Here is a 22,832-nt window from a genome sequence, read left to right on the forward strand (position 1 = left end):
GGCTCATTTGTTGCGGATGGCAAAGCGGCCGATGATGCGGCGCTCGCCGATGTCGTAGACGAAGATGGCGCGGCTGCCGTCGGCAAGCTCGGCGTCGATCGAGATGCGATTGCCCGACAGCGCCTGGCTGATCACCTTGGCTCCCACCGGCAGCACGATATCGGCCGCGAGCGGCTCGCCGGGCGGTACTGGAATATCGTTGGCGAGCGGCGGGGTTGTGGGCGGCGCTTTGCGCGATTTGTAGACAATGGCCGCGATCACCACCATAAGGGCCAGCAAAAGCAGGCCGAGATTGATGGCCATGAAGCGGATGAGCCTGCCGCGCACCTTTTCGATCTCGGGATCGAGCGGCTTTTCTTCTTCGTCGGCAACGGGCCGGGCCATGGCAGAACATTCCGGAACTTTTTTCGATGAGCGCTCATAGCGAAGAGACCAGACAATTCATAGAGGCGGAACCAACCGTGCTCGAAGCCGGCGCGGAAGCGGCCGGCCAGCGCCTCGACCAGTGGCTGGCGGCGAGCCTCGGCCCTGACATGTCGCGCAGCCGCGTGCAGATGCTGATTAAACAGGGCGCTGTCACAATCGACGGCAAACCGGTCGACGAGACCAAGCGCAAGATGAGCGCTGGCGAGCGCGTGTCGGTCGTCATGCCCGAACCCGAACCAGCCGAACCGCAGGGCGAGGCCATCGCGCTCGACGTGCTTTATGAGGACGACGAGCTGATCGTCATCAACAAGCCGGCCGGGCTCGTCGTCCATCCCGGCGCCGGCAACTGGACCGGCACACTGGTCAACGCCCTGATCCACCATTGCGGCGATAGTCTCTCAGGCATTGGCGGCGTCAGGCGCCCGGGCATCGTCCATCGCCTTGACAAGGAGACCAGCGGCGTCATGGTGGTGGCCAAGACCGACCGCGCCCACAAGGCGCTGTCGGAGGCCTTTGCCGACCATGGCCGCACCGGCGACCTCGAACGCGCCTATCTGGCGCTGGTCTGGGGCATCCCGCCGCGGCCGACGGGAACGGTCGACGCGCCGCTCGGCCGCGCCGCCGACCGGGTGCGCCGCGCCGTGGTGCCGGAGGGCCGCGACGACGCCCGCCACGCCGTCACCCATTTCACCGTGCAGGAGCGTTTCGGCGAAAACCAGCAGGAGTTCGCCACCGCCAGCCTGGTCGAATGCCGGCTGGAGACCGGCCGCACCCACCAGATCCGCGTCCACATGGCTCATATCGGCCATCCCGTCATTGGCGACCCCGATTACGGCCAGGCCTTCCGTACCAAGGCCAACCGGCTGCCCGCGCCGCTGAAAAGCCAGGTCAAGGCATTTTCCCGGCAGGCTTTGCATGCCTGGCTCCTTGCATTTCGTCACCCGACTACCCATCTACCGATGAGGTTCGAGGCGCCGATACCGAGGGACATGGAGGAACTCGTCGGCGGCTTTCGCACTCTGAACCCGCCATCTAAAACCTGAGCGGCATTGTTCACTTTGGCGTGACACACTGTTTCGTGTTGAACAAATGCCTGTCTTTTCTGGTTTTGTTCCTATATAAATCGGTTGTCGCGGGCGAGCCTTTTGGTGCTCGCGTCATATGCCCGCCGCGTTTCGGGGGCATCACTCCAATAGAGAGGGGGCGCTATCATGGCCCAGTCACTACCCAGTATCGTTTCCGGCGAAGGCGGCCTCAGCCGCTACCTGGAAGAAATCCGCCGCTTTCCCATGCTTCAGCCGCAGGAAGAGTACATGCTCGCCAAGCGTTACGCCGAGCATGAAGACACTTCGGCTGCACACAAGCTCGTCACCAGCCACCTTCGGCTCGTCGCCAAGATCGCCATGGGCTATCGCGGCTACGGCCTGCCGATCGGCGAGGTGATCTCGGAAGGCAATGTCGGCCTGATGCAGGCCGTCAAGAAATTCGAACCCGAGCGTGGCTTCCGCCTCGCGACCTACGCCATGTGGTGGATCAAGGCCTCGATCCAGGAGTACATCCTGCGTTCGTGGAGCCTGGTCAAGATGGGCACGACCGCCAATCAGAAACGCCTGTTCTTCAACCTGCGCAAGGTGAAGGGCAAGATCCAGGCGCTGGACGATGGCGACCTTAAGCCCGAACAGATCACCGAGATCGCCACCAGGCTGAACGTCTCCGAAGCCGAAGTCGTGTCGATGAACCGCCGCCTGTCGGGTGACGCCTCGCTCAACGCGCCGATCCGCGCCAGCGAAGGCGAATCCGGCGAATGGCAGGACTGGCTGGTCGACGACCACGAAAGCCAGGAAGACATGCTGATCGAGCAGGACGAGCTGGAAAACCGGCGCGGCATGCTGTCGGGCGCCCTTGCCGTGCTCAACGATCGCGAGCGGCGCATCTTCGAGGCGCGTCGCCTCGCCGAAGAGCCGCTGACCTTGGAAGAGCTGTCGGCCGAGTTCGACATCAGCCGCGAGCGCGTGCGCCAGATCGAGGTGCGCGCCTTCGAGAAGGTGCAGGACGCGGTCAAGGCCGCCGCCAAGCGCCAGACGCAGGCCCTGCGCACGATTGAGGCGCAGCCCGCGGCTTAAGGTCGGGTTCGGTTACGAAAGACACGAAGGCGGCGCCAGGAAACCGGCGCCGCCTTTTTTGTGTCCGCTGGCGAATGGCGAAACCGGCGCGACAGCCCTTTCTCCCCGTCACTATACGGGGAGAAATGTCCGGCAGGACAATGAGGGGCAGCGCCGAGATTTCGGGTTTGCCAACCACAGGAGCAGCGGCGCGATCACAACAAACGTCGGCGCTGCCCCTCATCCGGCTGCCGCCACCTTCTCCCCGTATAGTGACGGGGAGAAGAGACTTGAGCGCGACGCCGCGCGACATTTCTCAAAGCCCATCCAGCGGGAACTTCAGATATCGCTTTCCATTGACTTCCGGCTCCGGCAGCCGTCCGCCGTTCATGTTGATCTGCAGCGCATGCAGGATCAGCCGCGGCATCGGCAATGTCTTGTCGCGCCCCTCACGCAAGGCGACGAATTCGGCCTCGGTGTGCGCAGCAACGAGGTGGATATTCTTCGCCCTCTGCTCCGCCACCGTGCTTTCCCAACGCGGCTCGCGGCCACCCTCCTGGTAGTCGTGGCCAACGAATACGCGCGTGTCGTCCGGCAGCGCCAGGATATCCTGGATCGAGCGCCACAGCCGCGCCGCGCTGCCACCAGGAAAGTCTGCCCTTGCCGAGCCGCTATCCGGCATGAACAGCGTGTCGTGGATGAAGGCGGCATCGCCGACGACATAGGTGATCGAGGCGAGCGTATGTCCCGGCGAGAGCAGCACCTTGACCGGAAGGCTGCCGATCAGGAACGTTTCGCCTTCCCCAAACAGCCGGTCCCACTGCGACCCGTCGGCGGGAAAATCGGGCCAGTTGTAGATCGCCTTCCACAGTTTCTGGACCTCGACGATCCTGTCGCCGATCGCCGTCGGCGCTCCGGTCTTCTCATGAAGATAACGAGCCGCCGAGAAATGATCGGCATGCGGATGGGTATCCAGGATCCATTCGAGTTCCAGTCCGTTTGCCCGGATGAAATCCAGCAAGGCATCGGCGCTTTTCGTCGCCGTCGCGCCGGACCTTTCGTCGAAATCAAGGATCGGATCGATAATGGCGCAGCGCTTCGTCGCCGGATCGGCGACGACATACTGTATGGCTCCGGTCGGCTTGTCGTAGAAGCCGCTAACCAGCGGCTTGGCCAAAGCTGCGTCCAATTTCCGGCCCCCTGCCCCTCGCTCCGGCAGGAATGATTTTCTCTGCCGGAATGAACCAGGAGCATGGTCATCCAGCAAGGCGCACCCGTCAAGCACACCCTGCCAGAACAGGACAAAAATCGATAACGCCCGGGTCGAGAAAACCTAGGCGGACGGCTGCTTGGTCTTCCTGAGATAGGGCAGGATCGTGTCAAAAGCGCCGAAGCGCTTGATCGCATCCTCATTGGAGACGGCAGCTGTGATGATGACGTCCTCGCCCTGCTTCCAGTTCGCTGGCGTCGCCACCTGGTGCTTGGCGGTCAGTTGCATGGAATCGACGGCGCGCAGGATCTCGTCGAAGTTGCGGCCGGTGGTCATCGGATAGGTCAGCACCAGCTTGATCTTCTTGTCCGGTCCGATGACGTAGACCGAGCGCACCGTGGCGTTGTCGGCCGGCGTGCGGCCTTCCGACGTCTCGCCGGCGCCCGCCGGCAGCATGTCATAGAGCTTGGCCACTTTGAGGTCCTTGTCGCCGATCAGTGGGTAGTTCACCGTCTGGCCGGTCGCCGTCTTGATGTCGGCCTGCCACTTGTCGTGGCTCGCAACGGGATCGACGGAAATGCCGATAACTTTGACGTTGCGCTTTTTGAACTCGCCCTCAAGCCCGGCCATCGTGCCGAGCTCGGTCGTGCACACCGGGGTGAAGTTCTTCGGGTGGCTGAACAGGATCGCCCAGCCGTCGCCGATCCAGTCATGGAAATTGATCGTCCCTTGTGTGGTTTCGGCGGTGAAGTCGGGCGCGATGTCGTTGATACGAAGGCTCATGGCACATTTCCCCTGCAACAGATTTCGTTAGGAGCGGCACCAAGGCGGCGTCCACGCTCCGGCATTGCCGCATCTTAGCGCATAAATCGCGGCTGGGAGATAATAGGAAACTCTTGTCGGCGGCGGAACGAGCACTTTCGTGCTACGGACCCAATGTTGGGCCCGACAATCTTTCGTTTCTGCGAGAAAAGGGTGCGCTCAGGCCTTGTTGACCGCCAGCGACGTGGCCAGGTCTTCCATGCGCTGGGCGAGCGCACCGAGCGCGCTGGTCAGCACGGTGTCGTTCTTGTCGGCCTTGGTCAGCGCCTCGTCGCGCGTCTTGCGCAGCGTCTGCACTTCGGTCTCCATACCCTTGACGCGCTTCTGCAGCTCCGACAGCTCGTCCATCACCATGATGCCGGCCATCACCGTCAGCCGCTGGTCACCGATCTCGCCAAACGAATCCTTCAGATGCGAAACATAACGGTCGAAGCGTTCGGCGAGATCGATCAGGTGCTCTTCCTGGCCCTCGTCGCAAGCCATGCGGTACTGCTTGCCGTCGATGGAAACCGTGACCTGTGCCATGGCCTGCAGCTCCTATCTGTCCAGCACCGCGCGGATGGTTTCCATGGCGGTCACCAGGCGGCGGGACACTTCCTTGTTGGCATCTTCCAGCCGTTCGGCGCGGGCTTCGGAATTGTCGAGTTCCTGCGCCAGCCGGGAACGGTCGGCGTTCATGCGCTGCACTTCGGCCTCGGCTTCGGAGTAGTCGCGCTCATGCTCGAGCTTGGCCGCGACGGCATTTTCCAGGCCCTCGATGGCCTTGCCCAGCCTGTGGATGACTTCCTTGAGTGTGGTTTCCCCGGTCATGGCCTTCGTCCTGTGCCCTGCCCATCACCGAATCGCTCGCGTTCAGAATGCGTTATCCCGGAAACATTAGGCACCGGGTGAAGGCAACGTCAACAAAGCTCTCGCGACTGTCCCCTGCTAACACTAATGTAGGCCTGCCGCCGGCATCACAAGACCGGCAAATGTGCAGCCGATTTGTTGACTAAAAGCCCGCGCCTGCTATGTGTCGCGCACCCTTTCCAGGGCTCTGCCAAGCCCGCAAATCCCCACCCCGGAGGTACCATGACGTCGCGTGAACAACATGACCGGATGGCCAATGCGATCCGTTTTCTCGCCATGGACGCTGTTGAAAAGGCCCAATCCGGCCATCCCGGGCTGCCCATGGGCTGCGCCGACATCGCCACCGTGCTGTTCACGAAGTTCCTGAAATACGATCCGAAGAACCCCCATTGGCCCGACCGCGACCGCTTCATCCTGTCGGCTGGCCATGGTTCGATGCTGCTCTATTCGCTGCTGCACCTGACCGGCTACGAGGACATGACGATCGACCAGATCAAGCATTTCCGCCAACTGGGCTCCAAGACCGCCGGCCATCCCGAATACGGCCACGCCACCGGCATCGAGACGACGACCGGCCCGCTCGGCCAGGGCCTCGCCAATTCGGTCGGCTTCGCGCTCGGCGAGCGCATCATGAACGCCGCCTTCGGCAACGACCTCGTCAACCACTACACTTATGTGCTGGCCGGCGATGGCTGCCTGATGGAAGGCGTCTCGCAGGAAGCCATCGCACTTGCCGGCCACCTCAAGCTCAACAAGCTGATCGTCTTCTGGGACAACAACAACATCTCGATCGACGGCCCGGTCTCGCTCGCCGACAACACCGACCAGGTCGCCCGCTTCCAGGCCTCCGGCTGGAACGCCAGCCACATTGACGGCACCGACCCGGAAGCGATCGCCTATGCCATCGAAGCCGCCCGCCATTCCGACAAGCCGACGATGATCGCCTGCAAGACGACCATCGGCTTCGGCGCCCCGACCAAGGCCGGCACCAACAAGGCGCACGGCTCGCCGCTCGGCGCCGACGAAATCGCCGGTGCACGCAAGTTCTTCAATTGGGACTCGCCGCCCTTCGAGATTCCGGCCGACATCCTCGACGCCTGGCGCACCGCAGGCAAAGCCGGCGCCAAGCCGCGCACCGACTGGGAAGGCCGCCTTGCCAAGGCCAAGCCCGAGCTGAAAGCCGAGTTCGAGCGCCGCCTCGCCGGCAAGCTGCCGTCGAACTTCGATGCCGTCATCGCCGACTACAAGAAGAAGCTGTCGGCCGACAAGCCGAAGGTCGCCACCCGCAAATCGTCGGAGATGGCGCTGGAAGTCATCAACGGCGCCGTGCCCGAAACCATCGGCGGCTCGGCCGACCTCACCGGCTCCAACAACACCAAGACCAGCCAGACCAAGAACATCACGCCCGACGATTACGGCCAGCGTTATGTCCACTACGGCATCCGCGAACATGGCATGGCCGCCGCGCTCAACGGCCTGACGCTGCATGGCGGCCTCATCGCCTATGGCGGCACCTTCATGTGCTTCTCCGACTATGCCCGCCCCTCGATGCGGCTGGCGTCGCTGATGGGCATCCGCTCGATCTTCGTCATGACCCATGATTCCATTGGTCTCGGCGAAGACGGCCCGACCCACCAGCCGGTCGAGCATCTGGCGGCCCTGCGAGCCATCCCCAACCACAATGTCTTCCGTCCGGCCGACGCGGTGGAAACCGCCGAATGCTGGCAGATCGCCATTGAAACGGAAAAGACGCCGTCGACCCTGGCGTTGACCCGTCAGAACCTGCCGACGGTGCGTACCGAATACTCGGCCAAGAACCTGAGCAGCCAAGGCGCTTATGAACTGGCCGCAGCCAGCGGCGAGGCAGCAGTGACGATCTTCGCCACCGGCTCCGAGGTCGAGATTGCGCTCGGCGCCCGCGACCTGCTGGAAAAGCACGGCCACCCGACCCGCGTCGTCTCGGTGCCTTGCTTCGAACTGTTCGACCAGCAGAGCGACGCCTACCGCAAGAAGACCATCGGCAACGCGCCGATCAAGATGGCGATCGAGGCAGGCATCCGCCAGGGCTGGGATCACCTGATCGGCTCCGACGGCATCTTCATCGGCATGCACGGCTTCGGCGCTTCCGGCACCATCGAACAGCTCTACCCGCATTTCGGCATCACCGCCGAAGCGGCGGCCAAGGCGGCGGAAGCCCGACTGCACAGCAAGTAATATCCAGGGTCACTTGCACAGCAAGTGATCCCGGTCAGTCCCGCGAACCGCAAAGGCGATTTCGCAGGACTGGACCAACCTAATCGATTTAAATTCGGCCTTCTACGGCTGGATTCTTGTGCCATCCGCAGCTATGAAGCTGCGGACCCATCTGCCGCCTTTCGAGCTCCCAGGGAGAGTAAAATGACCGTCAGAGTTGCCATCAACGGATTTGGCCGTATCGGCCGCAACATCCTGCGCGCCATCCATGAGTCCGGCCGCAAAGACATCGACGTCGTCGCCGTCAACGATCTCGGCCCGGTCGAAACCAACGCCCACCTGCTGCGCTATGACAGCGTCCATGGTCGCTTCCCGCACGAAGTGAGCGTCGATGGCGACCAGATCACCGTCGGCAAGGAAAAATTCAAGGTCACGGCAATCAAGGACCCGGCGCAGTTGCCGTGGAAGGATCTCGGCGTCGACATCGCACTCGAATGCACCGGCATCTTCACCGCCCGCGACAAAGCCGCCGCGCATTTGACCGCCGGCGCCAAGCGCGTCGTCGTCTCGGCGCCGGCCGAAGGTGCTGACCTCACCGTGGTCTACGGCATCAATCACGACAAGCTGACCAAGGACCACATCGTCATCTCGAACGCGTCCTGCACCACCAATTGCCTCGCGCCGCTGGCCGCTGTGCTGCACGAGGCCGTCGGCATCGAAAAGGGCATGATGACGACGATCCACTCCTACACAGGCGACCAGCCGACGCTGGACACCATGCACAAGGACCTCTACCGCGCCCGCGCCGCCGCACTGTCGCAGATTCCGACCTCGACCGGTGCGGCCAAGGCGATCGGTCTGGTGCTGCCCGACCTCAAGGGCAAGCTCGACGGCATCTCGATCCGAGTGCCGACCCCGAACGTCTCGGTCGTCGACTTCAAGTTCATCGCCAAGCGCGCCACCACCGTGCAGGAAATCAACGAAGCGGTGATCGCCGCCTCCAACGGCAAGCTCAAGGGCATTTTGGGCGTCACCCATCACCCGAATGTGTCGATCGACTTCAACCACGATCCGCGCTCCTCGATCATGGCGCTCGACCAGACCAAGGTCATGGACGGCAACTTCGTTTCGGTGCTGTCCTGGTACGACAATGAGTGGGGCTTCTCCAACCGCATGGCCGACACCTCTGTCGCCTTCGGCAAGACCATCGCCTGATCGCAGACCCACGTCTGACAGCTTCAAACGCCCGGCTTTGCCCGGGCGTTTTTCGTCAGAGGCGCGCTGAGCCGCCAAATGCCGGAAAATCAGCGGCATAGGGCAAAAAACCACCCTCCCGCCTTGCACTGGCCATGCCTTCGCCCCACTCTCCCGTAAATCGGGAGGAAGAGGAATTCGAGGGGCAAGTCACGGATGGAGCATGCGATCTATCTCGTCACGCTGGTCGGCACAGCGCTCGTCGTCGCCGCCGCGTTTTCGAGCCTGATCGCCTTCCGCTTCGGCGCTCCGCTGCTGCTTCTGTTCCTCTGCATCGGTCTTGCCACCGGCACTGACGGTCTCGGCATCGAATTCGACAATGCGCGCGTGGCTTATTTTGCCGGCTCACTGGCGCTGGCCGTCATCCTGTTCGATTCCGGTTTCGGCACCCCGCTCAATGCGCTTCGCCAGGCCGCCGGGCCGGCGCTGTCGCTGGCGACCTTCGGCGTGCTTATCACCACCGGCCTGTTCGGCGCTGCCGCCTATTATCTGCTCGACCTCAGTTGGCTGGAATCCTTCCTGCTCGGTGCCGCTGTCGCCTCGACCGACGCGGCCGCGGTGTTTTTCCTGCTGCGCGCTGGCGAAATCAATTTGCGCGAGCGCGTACGCGCCACGCTGGAAGTTGAATCCGGCACCAACGACCCGATCGCCATCTTCCTGACCATCACCCTGGTCGAGGTCATCGCCGCCCACGCCAATCCCGAGACCCATGTGCTGGTCACCGATCTGTTCCTCGGCTTCGTGCTCAATATGGGCCTCGGCGCCATTGTCGGTGTGCTTGGCGGCCTTGCCATCGTACGCCTCGTCGACCGGCTCAATCTCGACCACGGCCTGCTGCCGATCTTCGTGCTGACCTTGTCGCTGATGGTGTTCGCCGCAGCCGGCGCCATCGGCGGCTCCGGCTTCCTGGCGGTCTATCTCGCCGGTCTGATTGCCGGCAATTCCGACATCCGCGCCGTTACCATCCTCAAGCGCTTCCAGGACGGCATGTCGTGGCTGGCGCAGATCATCATGTTCCTGATCCTCGGCCTGTTCGCGACGCCCTCCCAGTTCCCGGCCATCATGCTGCCGGCGATCGCGCTTGGCCTGTTCCTGATGTTTGTCGCCCGCCCGGTCGCAGTCTGGCTCTGCCTGATCCCGTTCCGCCTGCCGCGCCCCGAGGTAGCCTTCGTGTCCTGGGTCGGCCTGCGCGGCGCAGTGTCCATCCTGCTCGCCATCACCCCGCTGCTCGGCGGGCTTGAGAACGGCCGCGTCATCTTCAACACCGCCTTCATCATCGTGCTGGTCTCGCTGGTGGTGCAGGGCTGGACGGTCGGGCCGCTGGCACGCCGCCTCGGCCTGATCGTGCCGGCGAGGCTCGGTCCGCTGGACAAGGTCGAGCTCGAACTACCGGGCTCGGCCCATCACGAGCTTCTCGCCTATCGCGTCGCGCCCGGCAGCCCGGTGGCGCGCGGCGAGCGCATCCCGCGCTGGGCCAGGCCCTCGCTGGTGCTGCGCGACGGCCGCTCGATGCGCTTCCAGGACATGGGCCGGCTCGCTGCCGGCGACCAGGTCTATATCTTCGTGCCTGACCGCTATCCGCGCCTGCTCGACAAGCTGTTCGCCAGCCGCGCCGTGGTCGACCCCGAGGATGCCGATTTCTTCGGTGCCTTCGCCGTCGATCCGGCGCGCTCCGCCGCCGAGTTGGAAGCAGCCTACACGCCGGGCCTGACCGAAGCCGAGCAGAAGCTCACCGTCGGCGCGCTGGTGACGGCAAGGCTCGGCGGCCACGCCGAATATGCCGACCGGGTGCTGATCGGGCCGATCGAGCTGATCGTCCGCGACGTCGACGACAAGGGTAAGATCACAGGCCTCGGACTGTCCTTCGAGCCGACCGCGCCGGTGGCGCGGGTTCCGGTGTTCCTCAGCGCCGGCGAGATCGGCGACCGCGTCTCCGCCTTCATCCGCAACTGGCGCACGCCGACGGAAACGCAGGTGGCCGAGGTACGAGCTGATGAGAAGCCCGCCGCCGCGGAGCCGACGGTGGAAAAGGCAACGACCGAGAGCTGACAAGGCGATCGTCTACGCTGCCTTCGATCCAGCCCTCAAATTTTCGCTTCCATCCCGGCTCAAGCCTTGCATCGTCATTGATGCGAGGTATGGTCCCGGCGATTTTCACGGAAAGGAACCAGCATGGCCGCCTTCAAGACACTCGACGATATCGGCAATATCAGCGGCAAGCGCGTGCTGGTGCGGGTCGACCTCAATGTGCCCGTCGCCGACGGCAAGGTCACCGACGCCACTCGCATCGAACGTATTGCGCCGACCATCGCCGAACTGTCCGGCAAGGGCGCCAAGGTCATCCTGCTCGCCCATTTCGGCCGGCCGAAGGACGGTCCCTCGCCCGAATTCTCGCTGGAGCCGATCGCCAAAGCCACAGCCGAGGTGCTCGGCCGTCCCGTTGGCTTTGCCTCGGATTGCGTTGGCGACACGGCGGGAAGTGCGGTCGCCGCCATGAACAAGGGCGACGTGCTGCTGCTCGAAAACACTCGCTTCTACAAGACCGAGGAAAAGAACGACCCGACCTTCACCGAAAGGCTTGCCGCCAATGGCGACATTTTCGTCAACGACGCCTTTTCGGCCGCGCACCGGGCGCACTCCTCGACCGAAGGCCTGGCGCGGCTGTTGCCTGCCTATGCCGGCCGCACCATGCAGGCCGAACTCGAGGCACTGGAGAAAGGTCTGGGCAATCCGGTCCGCCCTGTCGTTGCCATTGTCGGCGGCGCCAAGGTGTCGACCAAGATCGACCTGTTGATGAACCTGGTGAAGAAGGTCGACGCGCTGGTGATCGGCGGCGGCATGGCCAACACCTTCCTTGCCGCGCGCGGCACCGCTGTCGGCAAGTCGCTGTGCGAGCACGACCTTGCCCCGACCGCCAAGCAGATCATGATCGAGGCTGCCGAAGCCGGCTGCGCCATCATCCTGCCGGTCGACGGCGTCGTCGCCAAGGAATTCAAGGCGGGCGCGGCCTGCGAGACCGTCGCCATCTCGGACGTGCCGGCCGACGGCATGATCCTCGATGTCGGCGAAAAGACCGTGAAGGCGATCGGCGAATGGATCGACCGCGCCGCGACGCTGGTCTGGAACGGCCCGCTCGGCGCCTTTGAGATCGAACCTTTCGACCATGCGACGGTGGCAGCGGCAAAGCACGCGGCGGCCCGCACCGCGGCCGGCAAGCTGGTCTCGGTCGCCGGTGGCGGCGATACGGTGGCCGCACTCAACCATGCCGGCGTCGCCGACGACTTCACCTATGTCTCGACCGCCGGCGGCGCCTTCCTGGAATGGATGGAAGGCAAGCCACTGCCCGGCGTGGATGTGCTGAAAAAGCCGGCCTGACCGGAACGACGGCGCCAAATGACGCGCCGGGAACTTTCAATCGATTCGAGCTTTCCGATGCCATTCCTTTGGCGGTAGACTTCCGTTAAGCGCGGAACAGACCCCTTCAGGAGAAGCAAAATGAGCGAACGTCTCGAAGACATTGCCGCCGCGATCGTGGGCGGTGGCAAGGGCCTGCTGGCCGCCGATGAAAGCTCCGGCACCATCAAGAAGCGCTTCGACGTCATCGGCGTCGAATCGACCGCCGACAGCCGCCGCGACTACCGCGAGATGATGTTTCGCGCCAAGGACGCGATGACCAAATACATTTCCGGCGTCATCCTCTATGACGAAACCATCCGCCAGAAGGCCGCCGACGGCACGCCGCTGGTCGAAATCATCAAGGCATCGGGCGCCATTCCCGGCATCAAGGTCGACGCCGGCGCCAAGCCCCTGGCCGGCTTTCCCGGCGACACCATCACCGAGGGCCTCGACGGCCTGCGTGAACGCCTCGCCGATTATTACAAGCTCGGCGCGCGCTTCGCCAAATGGCGCGCGGTGATCGACATCGACACCGGCAAGGGCGTGCCTTCGGCCAATTCGATCGCCTCCAATGCCCATGCGCTGGCCCGTTATGCCGCTCTTTGCCAGGAAGCCGGCATTGTGCCGATCGTCGAACCGGAAGTGTTGATGGACGGCGCCCACGACATCGACACCTGCTACGCGGTCTCGAAGGCGACGCTGATCAAGCTCTATGACGAGCTTCATGCGGCGCGCGTCGTGCTCGAAGGCACCATCCTGAAGCCGAACATGGTCATATCAGGCAAGAAATCCGGCAAGACGAACAGCCCCGAGGAGATCGCAGAGAAGACGATCAAGCTTTTCCGCGAAACCGTGCCGGTTGCGGTGCCCGGCATCGCTTTCCTCTCGGGTGGACAGTCGGATGAGGAAGCGACGGCCAACCTAAACGCCATCAACGCCATCGGCCCGCATCCGTGGAAGCTGACCTTCTCCTACGGCCGCGCCCTGCAGGCCGCCCCGCAAAAGGCCTGGAGCGGCAAGGCATCGAACGTCGCCGCCGGCCAGGCCGCCTTCACCCATCGCGCCCACATGAACCATCTGGCGGCGCTGGGAAAATGGAAGGCTGGCCTCGAACAAGCTGCCTGAGCGCGGTCCTTCCGTCTTATTCAAACCCGGGCCGATGCGCCCGGGTTTTTGTTTATGGCGAACGGGCTTGGGATGGAGCTTGTCCATCCTTATCTCCCCTTCGGCAAAAGCTGACGGCGATGTCGGTTCCTGCCCATTCCGAACGTCCTTGGGATGACAGACAGGGAGAAGTTCATGCCTAGCAACAAGGTGGTTTCGCGCGAAGACTGGTTCGAGGCGCACAAGGCACATCTGGCGCGCGAGAAGGAACTGACGCGGTTTCGCGAGCGCATCGCCGCCGAGCGGCGTGAATTGCCTTGGCTGAAGATCCGGAAAGATTACGTCTTCGAGACAGAGCAAGGCCCGAAGAACCTGGCGGAGCTGTTCGCCAACCGCAGCCAGCTCATCGTCTATCACTTCATGATGACGCCAGGGTCGGATCATCGCTGCGAAGGTTGCTCGTTCCTTGCCGACCATATAGACGGCGCCAACCAGCATCTGAGGCATCACGACGTGTCTCTGGTCGTGGTTGCGCGCGCGCCACTGGCGGAGCTGTTGCCTTACAAGCAGCGCATGGGCTGGAAATTCGACTGGGTGTCGTCCTACGCCTCGGATTTCAATTTCGACATGCAGGTCTCGTTCACCGACAAGCAGATCGCCGCCGGCGACACCACCTACAATTTCGAGACACGTCCACGGACATCGAAGGATCTTCCCGGCACCAGCGTTTTCTGCAAGAACGAGAACGGCGACATCTTCCTCACCTTCACGTCGCGCGCCCGTGGCGGCGAGGCTCAGATCGGCACTTACGATTATCTCGACATGACGCCGAAAGGCCGCAACGAAAATGGCCCCTATCAAAACCTGATGGACTGGGTGCGGCTGCATGACGAATATCAGGACAGGCACGCGGACAAGCCGAACTGCTGCGACGATTGAAGGCGTTCACCTCAGCCCGAACATGCGCTAAGCCTGCCGCCAATCTATAACGGTATCGCCATGCGCTTCCCGGCCCTCCTCACCTGGCTCGCCTACCCCGTCTATGTCTGGCAGGGGCTCGGCGTGCGCCGCCGCACCACCCGCATGTTGCCGGCACAAGGACCGGTGATGCATGAGATATCGGGCAAGGCACCGGCAATCTCGCTGCTGGTGCTGGGCGATTCCTCGGCCGCCTCGGTCGGCATCGGCAATTCCGAGGACGGGCTGGCCGCGCAGCTTGCCGTCATGATCGCGCAACGCACCGGCAACGCTGTGCGCTGGCGCGCCGCCGGCTTCAACTCGGCAACGTCGGGGCAGATCCGCGACCATGTGCTGCCCAATCTGTCGGCCGATCCATGGACGCATATTGTGCTCGCCATTGGCACCAACGACACCAAGAATTTCCACTCCGTGCCGCGCTTCAAGAAAGAGTTCGGCGGCCTGCTCTACGCACTTCGGGCCAAATGGCCGGAGGCGCGTGTCGTCTGGTCGCCGGTGCTGGAGTTCACCCGTGCGCCGGCCATGCCGCCGCTGCTCGGCAAAATCCTTGAGATCCGCGCCACGGAAATGAACCGCATGGGCGAGCGCCTTTGTTTCGAGCGCGGCGCCGTACCCGCCCCGCGGCTGCCTATCACCAATCCGGAAGTGGGTTTTGCCTCCGATGGTTTTCATGCCTCGGAAGCAGGCTACCGCGCCTGGGCCGAACATCTGGTCGGATGGGTGCTCGCCGACAACACCGCCTGAGAGGTCTGTTGAGATTCGACCCAGGCCGGTTCTATGTCCAGTGTCCCAGCGCGCCGGCCAGCGCGATGGCCGCCATGGCCAACAGCGCCAGCTTCCAGAAATCGCCGCGCCGCTTTAGACCCGGCCAGCCGAGCGGCTTGATCAGCTGAATGGCCATCATACCGATGATGACAAGGGCGAGCAGTTTCGACATGCTGCCTTTGACCAGCATCGCGGACGGCTGTCAAAGCGTCGTTCCGGAAACTCACCCCTGTGGTGTCTGGTCGATGCCCTTATCCTCCCCGCAACCGCAGGTGACATGCACGAATGTGCCTGTTATCGTGCCGGCGCGACGTCGGCCAGCCGCGGAAGCCGCCTCTGCGGCGTCCCGGCACCCAACTCGGCCACTTAGGCTTCGCGGCTGGCGCCCGACACGGCAACAGGCTGGCGTACTGTCTCTGCCGCCAAGAAAAATGCGCCTCTTGTTTGGGCCCGCCTCACGCGGAGCGGAGACGGCCAAGACTTTCGCCAAGCACCACGACCGCGATGCCGAGCAAGGCAACATCCTTGATCAGAAACGACCCGAGCGGGCCAAGCGCCGGGAAGCCCAGCGCAGGGTCCCAGATCGGCAGTGCCAACATGATCGAACAGGTGGTGAGAAAGGTCAGTGACGCCAGCGCTCCTGCGGCAACGCCTGCTCGTGCCGCCCACGGCGAAGCCACGAGCAGCAAAGCCGTCGCAATCTCGACGATGCCAAGAAAATACGACGCACCGGCCTCACCGAACGCCGGATAGAGCCATGCCAACCACGGTGTTCCACCGATCAGCGGCTTGAGCGCTTCGACCTCCGTCTGGGTGAATTTGAGACCGCCGATCAAAAGCAGCGGCAGCACGATCCCGGCCAAGGCGATGAAGCGGCCGATTCTCAGGATGTTTGTGCTGGCATCACGCATTGCCCAGATACTCCTTCAGCATGTCGAAACTCTCGCCCCAGCCCTGCAGGTGGCCGTCACGGGTTTCGATCGTCAGGAACTCGGCCTGGTGGAAAACCATGATCGTCTTGTCGCCGTCGCCGGCGAACGTCACCGTCACCAGAGTTTCATGGCCGGGCCTGCCATCGTCTTCTTCCCAGGCGTGGGTGAAGACCAGCCGCTCGGCCTCGACGATCTGGCGAAACACGCCCTGTTCGGCCACCTCAGTGCCATCGTATTTGCGTGAATGGACCCGCCAGAAGCCTCCCAACCGCATATCTACCTGCGCCGACAAGGTGGCGTAGCCGCGCGGACCCCACCAGCGTTTCATATGGTGCGGCTCGGTCCACATCTTGTAGACAAGCGCCCGTGGCGCCTCGAAGACTCGGGTAATCGTCAGCGCCCGCTGGCGTGCATCGTGCCTGTCAGTTGCCAGGTCAGTCATTTGTCTTCCCCTTTCTGCAGCGCTCGCAAATAGTCATCCATCTGGTCGAAGCGGCCATCCCAGAGCTGCCGGTAATGCTGGAGCCATTGGTCGACGCCTTGCAGCCGGTCGACTTCGAGCCGGCAGGGCCGCCACTGCGCATCGCGGCCGCGGCTTATCAGGCCGGCATGCGCCAACACCTTGAGATGTCTCGATATGGCGGGGCCGCTGATATCGAACGGTTCGGCCAGCTCGGTCACGGTCGCCTCGCCTGTCGTCAGTCTTGCCAGGATGGCGCGGCGGGTCGGATCGGCAAGGGCTGCGAACGTCGCGGTAAGCGGGTCGGGCTGCATCTATCTAACCATCTTGTTATTTAACACTTATGTTAGATACAGACGGATGTTCATGCTGTCAACCAACCAGGAAGCAATTTCCTTTTTTGACGCAGACGTTGGCCGACGATTCCAGGGTGAAAAAAAGTCACGGGATGCCGCCATGCTCCTGACAGACTGCTGTCAGGAGGGGTGTGCGATAGTGTCTCCATCAGAGAAGAGGAGACGGTCATGAACAGCTTTGGTATTTTGAACAGCGTACAGCACTATGTCGGCAAGATCCGCACGATGCGCAATGAAGTCCGTACCCAGCGCTTCTTGAACTCCCTGCCGGCGGACATCCGCAAGGACATTGGCTGGCCCGATATGTATGAGGGCCGCAGCCGCATTCGCGAGGTCTGAGGCTTTTTTCAAGACAATGCTTGGATGCGGCCCCTGCAACGCCCAGATCATTGACATGAAACTCGGCCAGCGATGCCCCGGGCTGGCGCAAACCTTTTTTGTGCTCGCTACCGACGATGCTGTAGGCTCCTGACAGAATGCTGTCAGGAGCACCATGCCATAAACGTGTCAGGAGACATGAATGGTGAAAAGCTGGAACGAAAGGCTGAACACGCCGGGCATCAATGGCGTGAAACCGACGCCGCGCACGATAGGTGACGTCGTCGAGGGTCAGCCGATGCTGGTGCCGACGGCCCGCCAGGTCGATGATTTCATCCGCTCCATACCCAACGGCGTCGAGATGGACGTCCGCGCCTTGCGCACCGCTCTCGCCATCGAGCACGGGGCGCAAGTGACATGTCCGGTCACCATCGGCTATCATCTGCGCACTGTTGCAGAAGCCGCCAACGAGGATCTCGAGCGCGGCATGGAATTGTCAGCGATTGCGCCGTTCTGGCGCGTGCTCGACACCAACGCGCCGACGACGAAGAAACTGTCCTTCGGCGCGGAATTCGTTGCCGCGCAGCGCAAGCGCGAAGGATTGAAACCATAATGGATGTCGCCCGGAACCGGTTTGGGGACCACGACATTCATAGAAACGCAGCCGAGGGACCATACGATGCGCCGTGCCGACAGGCTCTTCCAGATCGTGCAGCATCTGCGCGGTGGCCGGCTGGTCACCGCCCAGAAGCTCGGCACCTGGCTCGAGGTTTCCGAGCGAACTATCTACCGCGACATTGCCGACCTGCAGTCGACCGGGGTGCCGATCGACGGCGAGGCGGGCGTGGGCTACATGATGAGGGAGGGTTTCGACCTTCCGCCGCTGATGTTCACTCGTGACGAGATCGTCGCGCTGGTCGCAGGCGCCCGCATGGTGCGCGCCTTTGGTGGTGCGGCCATGGCGCGTGCCGCCGACGAGGCGCTGGTCAAGATCGGCGCCGTGCTGCCCGACGCCGAGAAAGACCGCATCGCCCGCACCGAGATCCACACGCCGATGTGGGTGGTGAGCGACGCCGCCCGCGAGGCGATCGACCTGATCGAGCGCGCCGTCGAGAAGCGCCAGGTGCTGACCATCGACTATCGCGACGAGGCCGGTCGCGGCACCGGGCGCGATATCCGTCCGCTCGGCCTATGGTTCTGGGGCAAGGTATGGACGCTGGTCGCCTGGTGCGAGATGCGCGACGATTTCCGCGCCTTCCGCATCGACCGCATCGGCTCCGTGGTCATCGCCGGCCGTATCTTCAAGCCGGAGCGCGGCAAGCAGCTTGCCGATTTCTACCGCGCGGTCGAACGCTCCGAGGATTACGGCATGACGCCGGACCGGGCTGCTCGAAGCTGACAGACCTGCCCTTCGCTATGGCTCCGGGCGTTCGTCGCTTCGATCGACAAATCGTTGTCGATCGACCGGCCAAGGCCGACCTCTCCTCACTCGTCGTCTGCATCCGAATCTGGGTTCTTGGACTTGAGCGCCGAGAGCTTGGCGAACACGGCATTGGCGTCGAGCTCGGCATCCTCATCCTTCGGCTTCTCCGGCGCCGGCACCAGCCGCTCGGTCAGGGCCGCCGGCAGCAGCGTGTCACCGACCGGCTGCGCCTGTTCGCGGCCGCGCGAGGCGCGGTTGACTTCCATGTCGAGGTCGATCTGCGAGGCGAGACCCAGCGTCACCGGATCCATCGGCTGCAGATTGGCCGAGTTCCAGTGCTTGCGCTCGCGGATCTGTTCGATTGTCGACTTGGTCGTACCGACCAGGCGGGAAATCTGCGCGTCCTTCAATTCCGGGTGGTTGCGCACCAGCCACAGGATGGCATTGGGTCGGTCCTGGCGCTTCGACAGCGGCGTGTAGCGCGGACCTTTGCGCTTGGATTCCGGCACCCGCACCTTGGGGTCGGACAGTTTCAGGCGCTGGTTCGGATCCTTCTCGGCGCGCGCGATCTCGTCGCGGGTCAGCTGTCCCGTCATGATCGGGTCCATGCCCTTGATGCCTTGCGCCGATTCGCCGTCGGCGATCGCCTTGACCTCGAGCGGATGCAGTCCGCAAAACTGCGCGATCTGCTCGAAGGAGAGCGCGGTGTTGTCGACCAGCCAGACGGCGGTCGCCTTGGGCATCAGCAGCGTATTGGCCATTTCCAAAATCCTTCTCGTTCGCCCGCGTTCCCGCGCGGGCGGTGGTTTAGAGCCACCAAAATGGGAAATTCGCGGCCTGTATAACCGCTCCGCCGCCGTTTCGCAATGTTTTTGGCGCAGGGTGCCCGCCGGACGCAGACTGCGTGGAGGTCGGAAAAGCCTCGGCCTCGGCGATCGTTGATGCCGAGTCATAAAAAGAGGGTCCAAAACGACAAAACCCGCCGGACAGGGTCCAGCGGGCTCGGAACCGGCGACGGTAAACGTCTGCTGCGGCTCTTGCTTCCAGCACATGGCCAGGCCTTACGACCGGCCATGCTCCGAATTAGATGGCCTTGCGGGCAATCCGCTCGATGTCGCCGCGGCTGATGCCGAGGTCGCTGAGCTGACGGGCGTTGAGCTTGTTCAGCTCGCGCACGGTTTCGTTGTACATACGCCAGTTACGGAAGGCGCGGATCGGGTTCATGGTATTCCTCCAGTTGTTGGATCAAATTGTTTCGATGACGCTTAGATAGGCAGTGCTGCACACGAATTGAACAGACGTCTTTGCATAGCCGCAATGCAAATGCTGCATTGCACCATTAAGGTTCTGTTCATCTTGCTAGCAGCGGATAAACGCCCAGGGCGTGTCGAGATTCAGGTCAGGCCGAGTCGAAAATGGTGGCGTCCGAGAACCGGAGCGGAGCGTACTTTTTGTACGTGAGCACCGGAAGCGCAGGACGCCATCATTTGCAGACCGGCCTCACCTGAACATCGATATGCCCTAGCCGACGTCGAGAACGATCTTGCCTATATGCTCGCCCTCTTCCATGCGCTCATGCGCGCGCCAGGCGTCGGCCAGCGGGAAGATCATGTCCATGACCGGCGACACTTTGCGTGTGCCGAGCAGCGGCCACACCTGCGCTTCGAGCGCTGCAGCGATCGCTGCCTTGAACTCGACCGTGCGGGGCCGCAGCGTCGAGCCGGTATGGGTCAGCCGCTTGACCATGATTTTTGAAAAATCGGCGCTCGCCACCGCGCCGGCCTGGACGGCGATCTGGACAATCCGGCCCTCGACCGCCGCCGCCTCATAGTTGCGCGCGACATAGTCGCCGCCGACCATGTCGAGAATGACGTCGGCGCCCTTGCCGCCGGTGGCATCCTTGACAGCGGTGACAAAATCCTCCTCGCGGTAGTTGATCGCCCGGTCGGCGCCGAGCTTCAGGCAGGCGTCGCACTTCTCCTTGCTGCCGGCGGTGGTGACGACATAGGCGCCGAAGGCCGACGCCAACTGGATCGCCGTGGTACCTATGCCGGACGAGCCGCCATGCACGAGCAATGTCTCGCCTTTCTTCAGGCCGCCGCGCTCGAACACATTGTGCCAGACGGTGAAATAGTTTTCCGGCACGGCGGCCGCTTCTGTATGGGTGAAGCCGGCAGGCAGCGGCAGCACGCTGCCGGCATGAACCTTGACATATTCGGCATAACCACCGCCAGGCGTCAGCGCGCAGACCCGGTCGCCGAGGCGCCAGCGCGAAATCTCGTCGCCAAGGGCTGCCACTTCGCCCGATGCCTCGAGGCCGGGCAGGTCCGAGGCGCCGGGCGGTGGCGGATAGGCGCCCTTGCGCTGCTGCACGTCGGGCCGGTTGACGCCGGCCGCACGCACCCGGATCAGGATTTCGCCGGGGCCGGGCACCGGCACGTCGCGCGTTTCCGGTTTCAGCACCCGCGGTCCGCCCGGTTGCGAAATTGCAATGGCCGTCATCCTGGTCGGAATTTTATGTCCGCTCGCCATGAAATTTTCCATCCCGATCCTGCCGGTCTGTCGCCGGCTGCCAGTTTCTTGCCGACTGTTTGCATCAGCACCCCTGCCCTATGTATGCTGATTGCCGGATCAGGCAAATGCTGAATCAGGCCGATGCTGGATCGGCCAAATGCTGAATCAGGGAGGAGCGACGATGGCGATCTTCGACGACGAACCCAAAAAGAAATCCAGGCCGCATGAGATCGGACAGGATCTGTCGCTGCTTTCGGTCGGTGACCTGACCGAGCGGATCGGCATCCTGCGCGACGAGATCGCCCGGCTGGAAGCCGAATTGCAGACCAAGGGCAGCACCAAATCGGCGGCCGAAGCCCTGTTTCGCCGCGGCTAGTTTTCGCGTTGGTTTCGACGTCGGAGCATCCGCCGCCGAAAAGCCCGAATGCGCCTGTCTTCAGAGCTGCTCCCGTCTTCAGAAATGACACGCCCCTCCAGCCGGATCAAACAATGTTTGCAAGTTACAGACCGATCCTCTCGCTGCTTCGCGGCACTGCTTTCCTGCTCGCGGCTTCGGGATTGCACGGCCTGCTGCTGCCGTTGCGCGGCCAGATCGAAGGGTTTTCCACCGCATCGCTCGGCCTGATGGGCACCGCCTGGGCCGGCGGCTTCGTCACCGGCTGCTTCTTCGCACCGCGGCTGGTGCGCCGCGCCGGGCATGTCAGGGCGTTCGGCGCCTTTGCCGCGTCGGGCGCCATCGTCGCCCTACTCACCGGCCTGATCATCGACGAATATGTCTGGATCCTGCTGCGCGCCTTCACCGGCTTCACCATGGCCGGCGCCTTCATGGTCATCGAAAGCTGGCTGAACGAAAAGGCCACCAATGAGAACCGCGGCACCGTCTTCGGCCTCTACATGATGGTCACCTATGCCTCGATCATGGGCGGCCAGATGATCGTTGCCGGCGGCGACGTCAAATCGGCATCGCTGTTCATGATCACCGGCATATTGTTCTGCCTGTCGCTGATCCCGACTGCGGTGTCATCGGCCTCGTCTCCCAAGCCGTTGCAGGACGTCAAGCTCGACGTCAAAGGGCTTTATGCCAACTCACCGGTGTCGGCGGTCGCCTGCCTGTTGGTCGGCATCGCCAACGGCGCCTGGGGCACGCTGGGCGCCGTCTATGGCGCCCGTATCGGCATTTCCACGGCCGAGATCGCGTTGATGATGAGCCTTGTGGTTGTTGCCGGTGCCGCCATGCAGCTTCCGGCCGGGCGCCTCTCCGACAAGACCGACCGTCGTTTCGTGCTGGCAGGCGCCGCTTTCGGCGCCGCACTGTTCGCCATCCTGATCTTCCTGTTCGAACCGCACTCCTCGGTTCTCGTCATTGTGCTCACCGCCGCCTATGGCGCCTTTGCCTACACGCTCTATTCGATCGCGGTGGCGCATGCCAACGACCACGCGCGCGCCGAGGATTTCGTCAAGGTCTCGGGCGGCCTGCTGCTTTTGTACGGGTTCGGCACCATGATTGGGCCCTTGCTTGCCGCCGCCCTGATGGGCTGGTTCCGCCCCGAAGGCCTGTTCCTGGCCACCGCTCTGGCGCATCTCAGCCTCGCCGCCTACACGCTGCTGCGCATCAGCCGCCGCGCGCCGGTGCCGATCGAAGACCGCGATGCCTTCAAGACCCAGCCGGCCGACCGCTCGGTCACCCCTGAAGCATTGCGGCTCAGAAAAGCGGAAGCTGACGGTTGAGA

The 22,832-nt window shown here is 63.2% G+C and carries 26 protein-coding genes; 14 read left to right on the forward strand and 12 right to left on the reverse strand.

Going from position 1 to position 22,832, the window contains the following annotated elements; genetic code table 11:
* Positions 1 to 3: 3 nt before the first annotated feature.
* On the reverse strand, positions 4 to 384 hold the full coding sequence (locus tag AC1D1N_RS00630) for a fimbrial protein (protein WP_477346149.1): 381 nt from the start codon (positions 382 to 384) through the stop codon (positions 4 to 6).
* A 26-nt stretch (positions 385 to 410) separates the two neighbouring features.
* Here AC1D1N_RS00630 and AC1D1N_RS00635 point away from each other — a divergent pair, with 26 nt between their 5' ends.
* A complete protein-coding gene (locus AC1D1N_RS00635; protein WP_477346150.1) occupies positions 411 to 1,469 on the forward strand; it encodes an RluA family pseudouridine synthase in 1,059 nt (352 codons plus the stop codon).
* Between the two features lie 168 nt (positions 1,470 to 1,637).
* A complete protein-coding gene (gene rpoH / locus AC1D1N_RS00640; protein WP_112559526.1) occupies positions 1,638 to 2,549 on the forward strand; it encodes an RNA polymerase sigma factor RpoH in 912 nt (303 codons plus the stop codon).
* A 295-nt stretch (positions 2,550 to 2,844) separates the two neighbouring features.
* Here the strand turns inward: rpoH and AC1D1N_RS00645 are convergent, their stop codons facing one another.
* The 4 genes from AC1D1N_RS00645 to AC1D1N_RS00660 all read right to left on the reverse strand — a co-directional run bounded on the left by AC1D1N_RS00645 (position 2,845) and on the right by AC1D1N_RS00660 (position 5,370).
* Entirely contained in the window at positions 2,845 to 3,717 is an 873-nt protein-coding gene (locus tag AC1D1N_RS00645) for an MBL fold metallo-hydrolase (protein ID WP_477346151.1), read from the reverse strand.
* A 144-nt stretch (positions 3,718 to 3,861) separates the two neighbouring features.
* Entirely contained in the window at positions 3,862 to 4,521 is a 660-nt protein-coding gene (locus AC1D1N_RS00650) for a peroxiredoxin (RefSeq protein WP_112559528.1), read from the reverse strand.
* A gap of 198 nt (positions 4,522 to 4,719) precedes the next feature.
* Positions 4,720 to 5,085 (reverse strand): cell division protein ZapA, encoded by a 366-nt coding sequence (locus AC1D1N_RS00655; protein ID WP_023670127.1) that lies wholly within the window; start codon positions 5,083 to 5,085, stop codon positions 4,720 to 4,722.
* A gap of 12 nt (positions 5,086 to 5,097) precedes the next feature.
* The gene (locus tag AC1D1N_RS00660; protein ID WP_023670128.1) at positions 5,098 to 5,370 is read right to left on the reverse strand and encodes a DUF4164 domain-containing protein; all 273 of its coding nucleotides are present in this window, start codon (positions 5,368 to 5,370) and stop codon (positions 5,098 to 5,100) included.
* Between the two features lie 261 nt (positions 5,371 to 5,631).
* On the opposite strand from AC1D1N_RS00660, the gene tkt reads away from it, so the two are divergent.
* From tkt to AC1D1N_RS00695, 7 genes are all read left to right on the forward strand, one after another.
* Positions 5,632 to 7,623, forward strand: a complete 1,992-nt coding sequence (gene tkt / locus AC1D1N_RS00665; protein WP_436261695.1) for a transketolase — start codon at positions 5,632 to 5,634, stop codon at positions 7,621 to 7,623.
* A 183-nt stretch (positions 7,624 to 7,806) separates the two neighbouring features.
* On the forward strand, positions 7,807 to 8,817 hold the full coding sequence (gene gap / locus AC1D1N_RS00670; RefSeq protein ID WP_192259316.1) for a type I glyceraldehyde-3-phosphate dehydrogenase: 1,011 nt from the start codon (positions 7,807 to 7,809) through the stop codon (positions 8,815 to 8,817).
* 195 nt (positions 8,818 to 9,012) lie between these two features.
* The gene (locus AC1D1N_RS00675; RefSeq protein ID WP_477346152.1) at positions 9,013 to 10,905 is read left to right on the forward strand and encodes a potassium/proton antiporter; all 1,893 of its coding nucleotides are present in this window, start codon (positions 9,013 to 9,015) and stop codon (positions 10,903 to 10,905) included.
* Positions 10,906 to 11,028: 123 nt separating this feature from the next.
* On the forward strand, positions 11,029 to 12,231 hold the full coding sequence (locus AC1D1N_RS00680; RefSeq protein WP_436261697.1) for a phosphoglycerate kinase: 1,203 nt from the start codon (positions 11,029 to 11,031) through the stop codon (positions 12,229 to 12,231).
* 120 nt (positions 12,232 to 12,351) lie between these two features.
* The gene (locus AC1D1N_RS00685) at positions 12,352 to 13,377 is read left to right on the forward strand and encodes a class I fructose-bisphosphate aldolase (protein WP_436261698.1); all 1,026 of its coding nucleotides are present in this window, start codon (positions 12,352 to 12,354) and stop codon (positions 13,375 to 13,377) included.
* A 174-nt stretch (positions 13,378 to 13,551) separates the two neighbouring features.
* On the forward strand, positions 13,552 to 14,295 hold the full coding sequence (locus AC1D1N_RS00690) for a DUF899 domain-containing protein (RefSeq protein ID WP_436261699.1): 744 nt from the start codon (positions 13,552 to 13,554) through the stop codon (positions 14,293 to 14,295).
* Positions 14,296 to 14,355: 60 nt separating this feature from the next.
* Positions 14,356 to 15,078, forward strand: a complete 723-nt coding sequence (locus tag AC1D1N_RS00695; protein WP_436261700.1) for an SGNH/GDSL hydrolase family protein — start codon at positions 14,356 to 14,358, stop codon at positions 15,076 to 15,078.
* A 31-nt stretch (positions 15,079 to 15,109) separates the two neighbouring features.
* On the opposite strand, the gene AC1D1N_RS00700 is transcribed toward AC1D1N_RS00695, so the two are convergent.
* The 4 genes from AC1D1N_RS00700 to AC1D1N_RS00715 all read right to left on the reverse strand — a co-directional run bounded on the left by AC1D1N_RS00700 (position 15,110) and on the right by AC1D1N_RS00715 (position 16,805).
* Positions 15,110 to 15,289, reverse strand: a complete 180-nt coding sequence (locus tag AC1D1N_RS00700) for a hypothetical protein (protein ID WP_436262101.1) — start codon at positions 15,287 to 15,289, stop codon at positions 15,110 to 15,112.
* 265 nt (positions 15,290 to 15,554) lie between these two features.
* Positions 15,555 to 16,010, reverse strand: a complete 456-nt coding sequence (locus AC1D1N_RS00705; protein WP_112559538.1) for a DUF417 family protein — start codon at positions 16,008 to 16,010, stop codon at positions 15,555 to 15,557.
* Entirely contained in the window at positions 16,003 to 16,473 is a 471-nt protein-coding gene (locus AC1D1N_RS00710; RefSeq protein ID WP_112559539.1) for an SRPBCC domain-containing protein, read from the reverse strand. The genes AC1D1N_RS00705 and AC1D1N_RS00710 overlap by 8 nt, the downstream gene beginning before the upstream one ends.
* Positions 16,470 to 16,805, reverse strand: a complete 336-nt coding sequence (locus AC1D1N_RS00715; RefSeq protein ID WP_477346153.1) for an ArsR/SmtB family transcription factor — start codon at positions 16,803 to 16,805, stop codon at positions 16,470 to 16,472. Before AC1D1N_RS00715 ends, AC1D1N_RS00710 begins: the two co-directional genes overlap by 4 nt.
* Before the next feature lie 210 nt (positions 16,806 to 17,015).
* Here AC1D1N_RS00715 and AC1D1N_RS00720 point away from each other — a divergent pair, with 210 nt between their 5' ends.
* From AC1D1N_RS00720 to AC1D1N_RS00730, 3 genes are all read left to right on the forward strand, one after another.
* Positions 17,016 to 17,186 carry a hypothetical protein gene (locus AC1D1N_RS00720; protein ID WP_112559800.1) on the forward strand — a complete coding sequence of 57 codons (171 nt, stop codon included), beginning with the start codon at positions 17,016 to 17,018 and terminating at the stop codon, positions 17,184 to 17,186.
* 181 nt (positions 17,187 to 17,367) lie between these two features.
* A complete protein-coding gene (locus tag AC1D1N_RS00725) occupies positions 17,368 to 17,778 on the forward strand; it encodes a hypothetical protein (RefSeq protein ID WP_436261702.1) in 411 nt (136 codons plus the stop codon).
* Positions 17,779 to 17,844: 66 nt separating this feature from the next.
* The gene (locus AC1D1N_RS00730) at positions 17,845 to 18,564 is read left to right on the forward strand and encodes a helix-turn-helix transcriptional regulator (protein ID WP_112559541.1); all 720 of its coding nucleotides are present in this window, start codon (positions 17,845 to 17,847) and stop codon (positions 18,562 to 18,564) included.
* A gap of 86 nt (positions 18,565 to 18,650) precedes the next feature.
* Here the strand turns inward: AC1D1N_RS00730 and AC1D1N_RS00735 are convergent, their stop codons facing one another.
* The 3 genes from AC1D1N_RS00735 to AC1D1N_RS00745 all read right to left on the reverse strand — a co-directional run bounded on the left by AC1D1N_RS00735 (position 18,651) and on the right by AC1D1N_RS00745 (position 21,120).
* Positions 18,651 to 19,349: a DUF1013 domain-containing protein gene (locus AC1D1N_RS00735; protein WP_112559542.1), complete on the reverse strand. Its 699-nt coding sequence runs from the start codon at positions 19,347 to 19,349 to the stop codon at positions 18,651 to 18,653.
* Between the two features lie 322 nt (positions 19,350 to 19,671).
* A complete protein-coding gene (locus AC1D1N_RS00740) occupies positions 19,672 to 19,812 on the reverse strand; it encodes a DUF1127 domain-containing protein (RefSeq protein WP_023670143.1) in 141 nt (46 codons plus the stop codon).
* A 297-nt stretch (positions 19,813 to 20,109) separates the two neighbouring features.
* Positions 20,110 to 21,120, reverse strand: a complete 1,011-nt coding sequence (locus tag AC1D1N_RS00745) for an NAD(P)H-quinone oxidoreductase (protein WP_112559802.1) — start codon at positions 21,118 to 21,120, stop codon at positions 20,110 to 20,112.
* 163 nt (positions 21,121 to 21,283) lie between these two features.
* Between AC1D1N_RS00745 and AC1D1N_RS00750 the strand changes: the two genes are divergently transcribed.
* Positions 21,284 to 21,478: a DUF1192 domain-containing protein gene (locus tag AC1D1N_RS00750; RefSeq protein ID WP_112559543.1), complete on the forward strand. Its 195-nt coding sequence runs from the start codon at positions 21,284 to 21,286 to the stop codon at positions 21,476 to 21,478.
* An 8-nt stretch (positions 21,479 to 21,486) separates the two neighbouring features.
* Positions 21,487 to 22,830 (forward strand): MFS transporter, encoded by a 1,344-nt coding sequence (locus AC1D1N_RS00755; RefSeq protein ID WP_477346154.1) that lies wholly within the window; start codon positions 21,487 to 21,489, stop codon positions 22,828 to 22,830.
* Positions 22,831 to 22,832: the final 2 nt, after the last annotated feature.

Source organism: Mesorhizobium sp. P2_B5 (assembly GCF_056404775.1).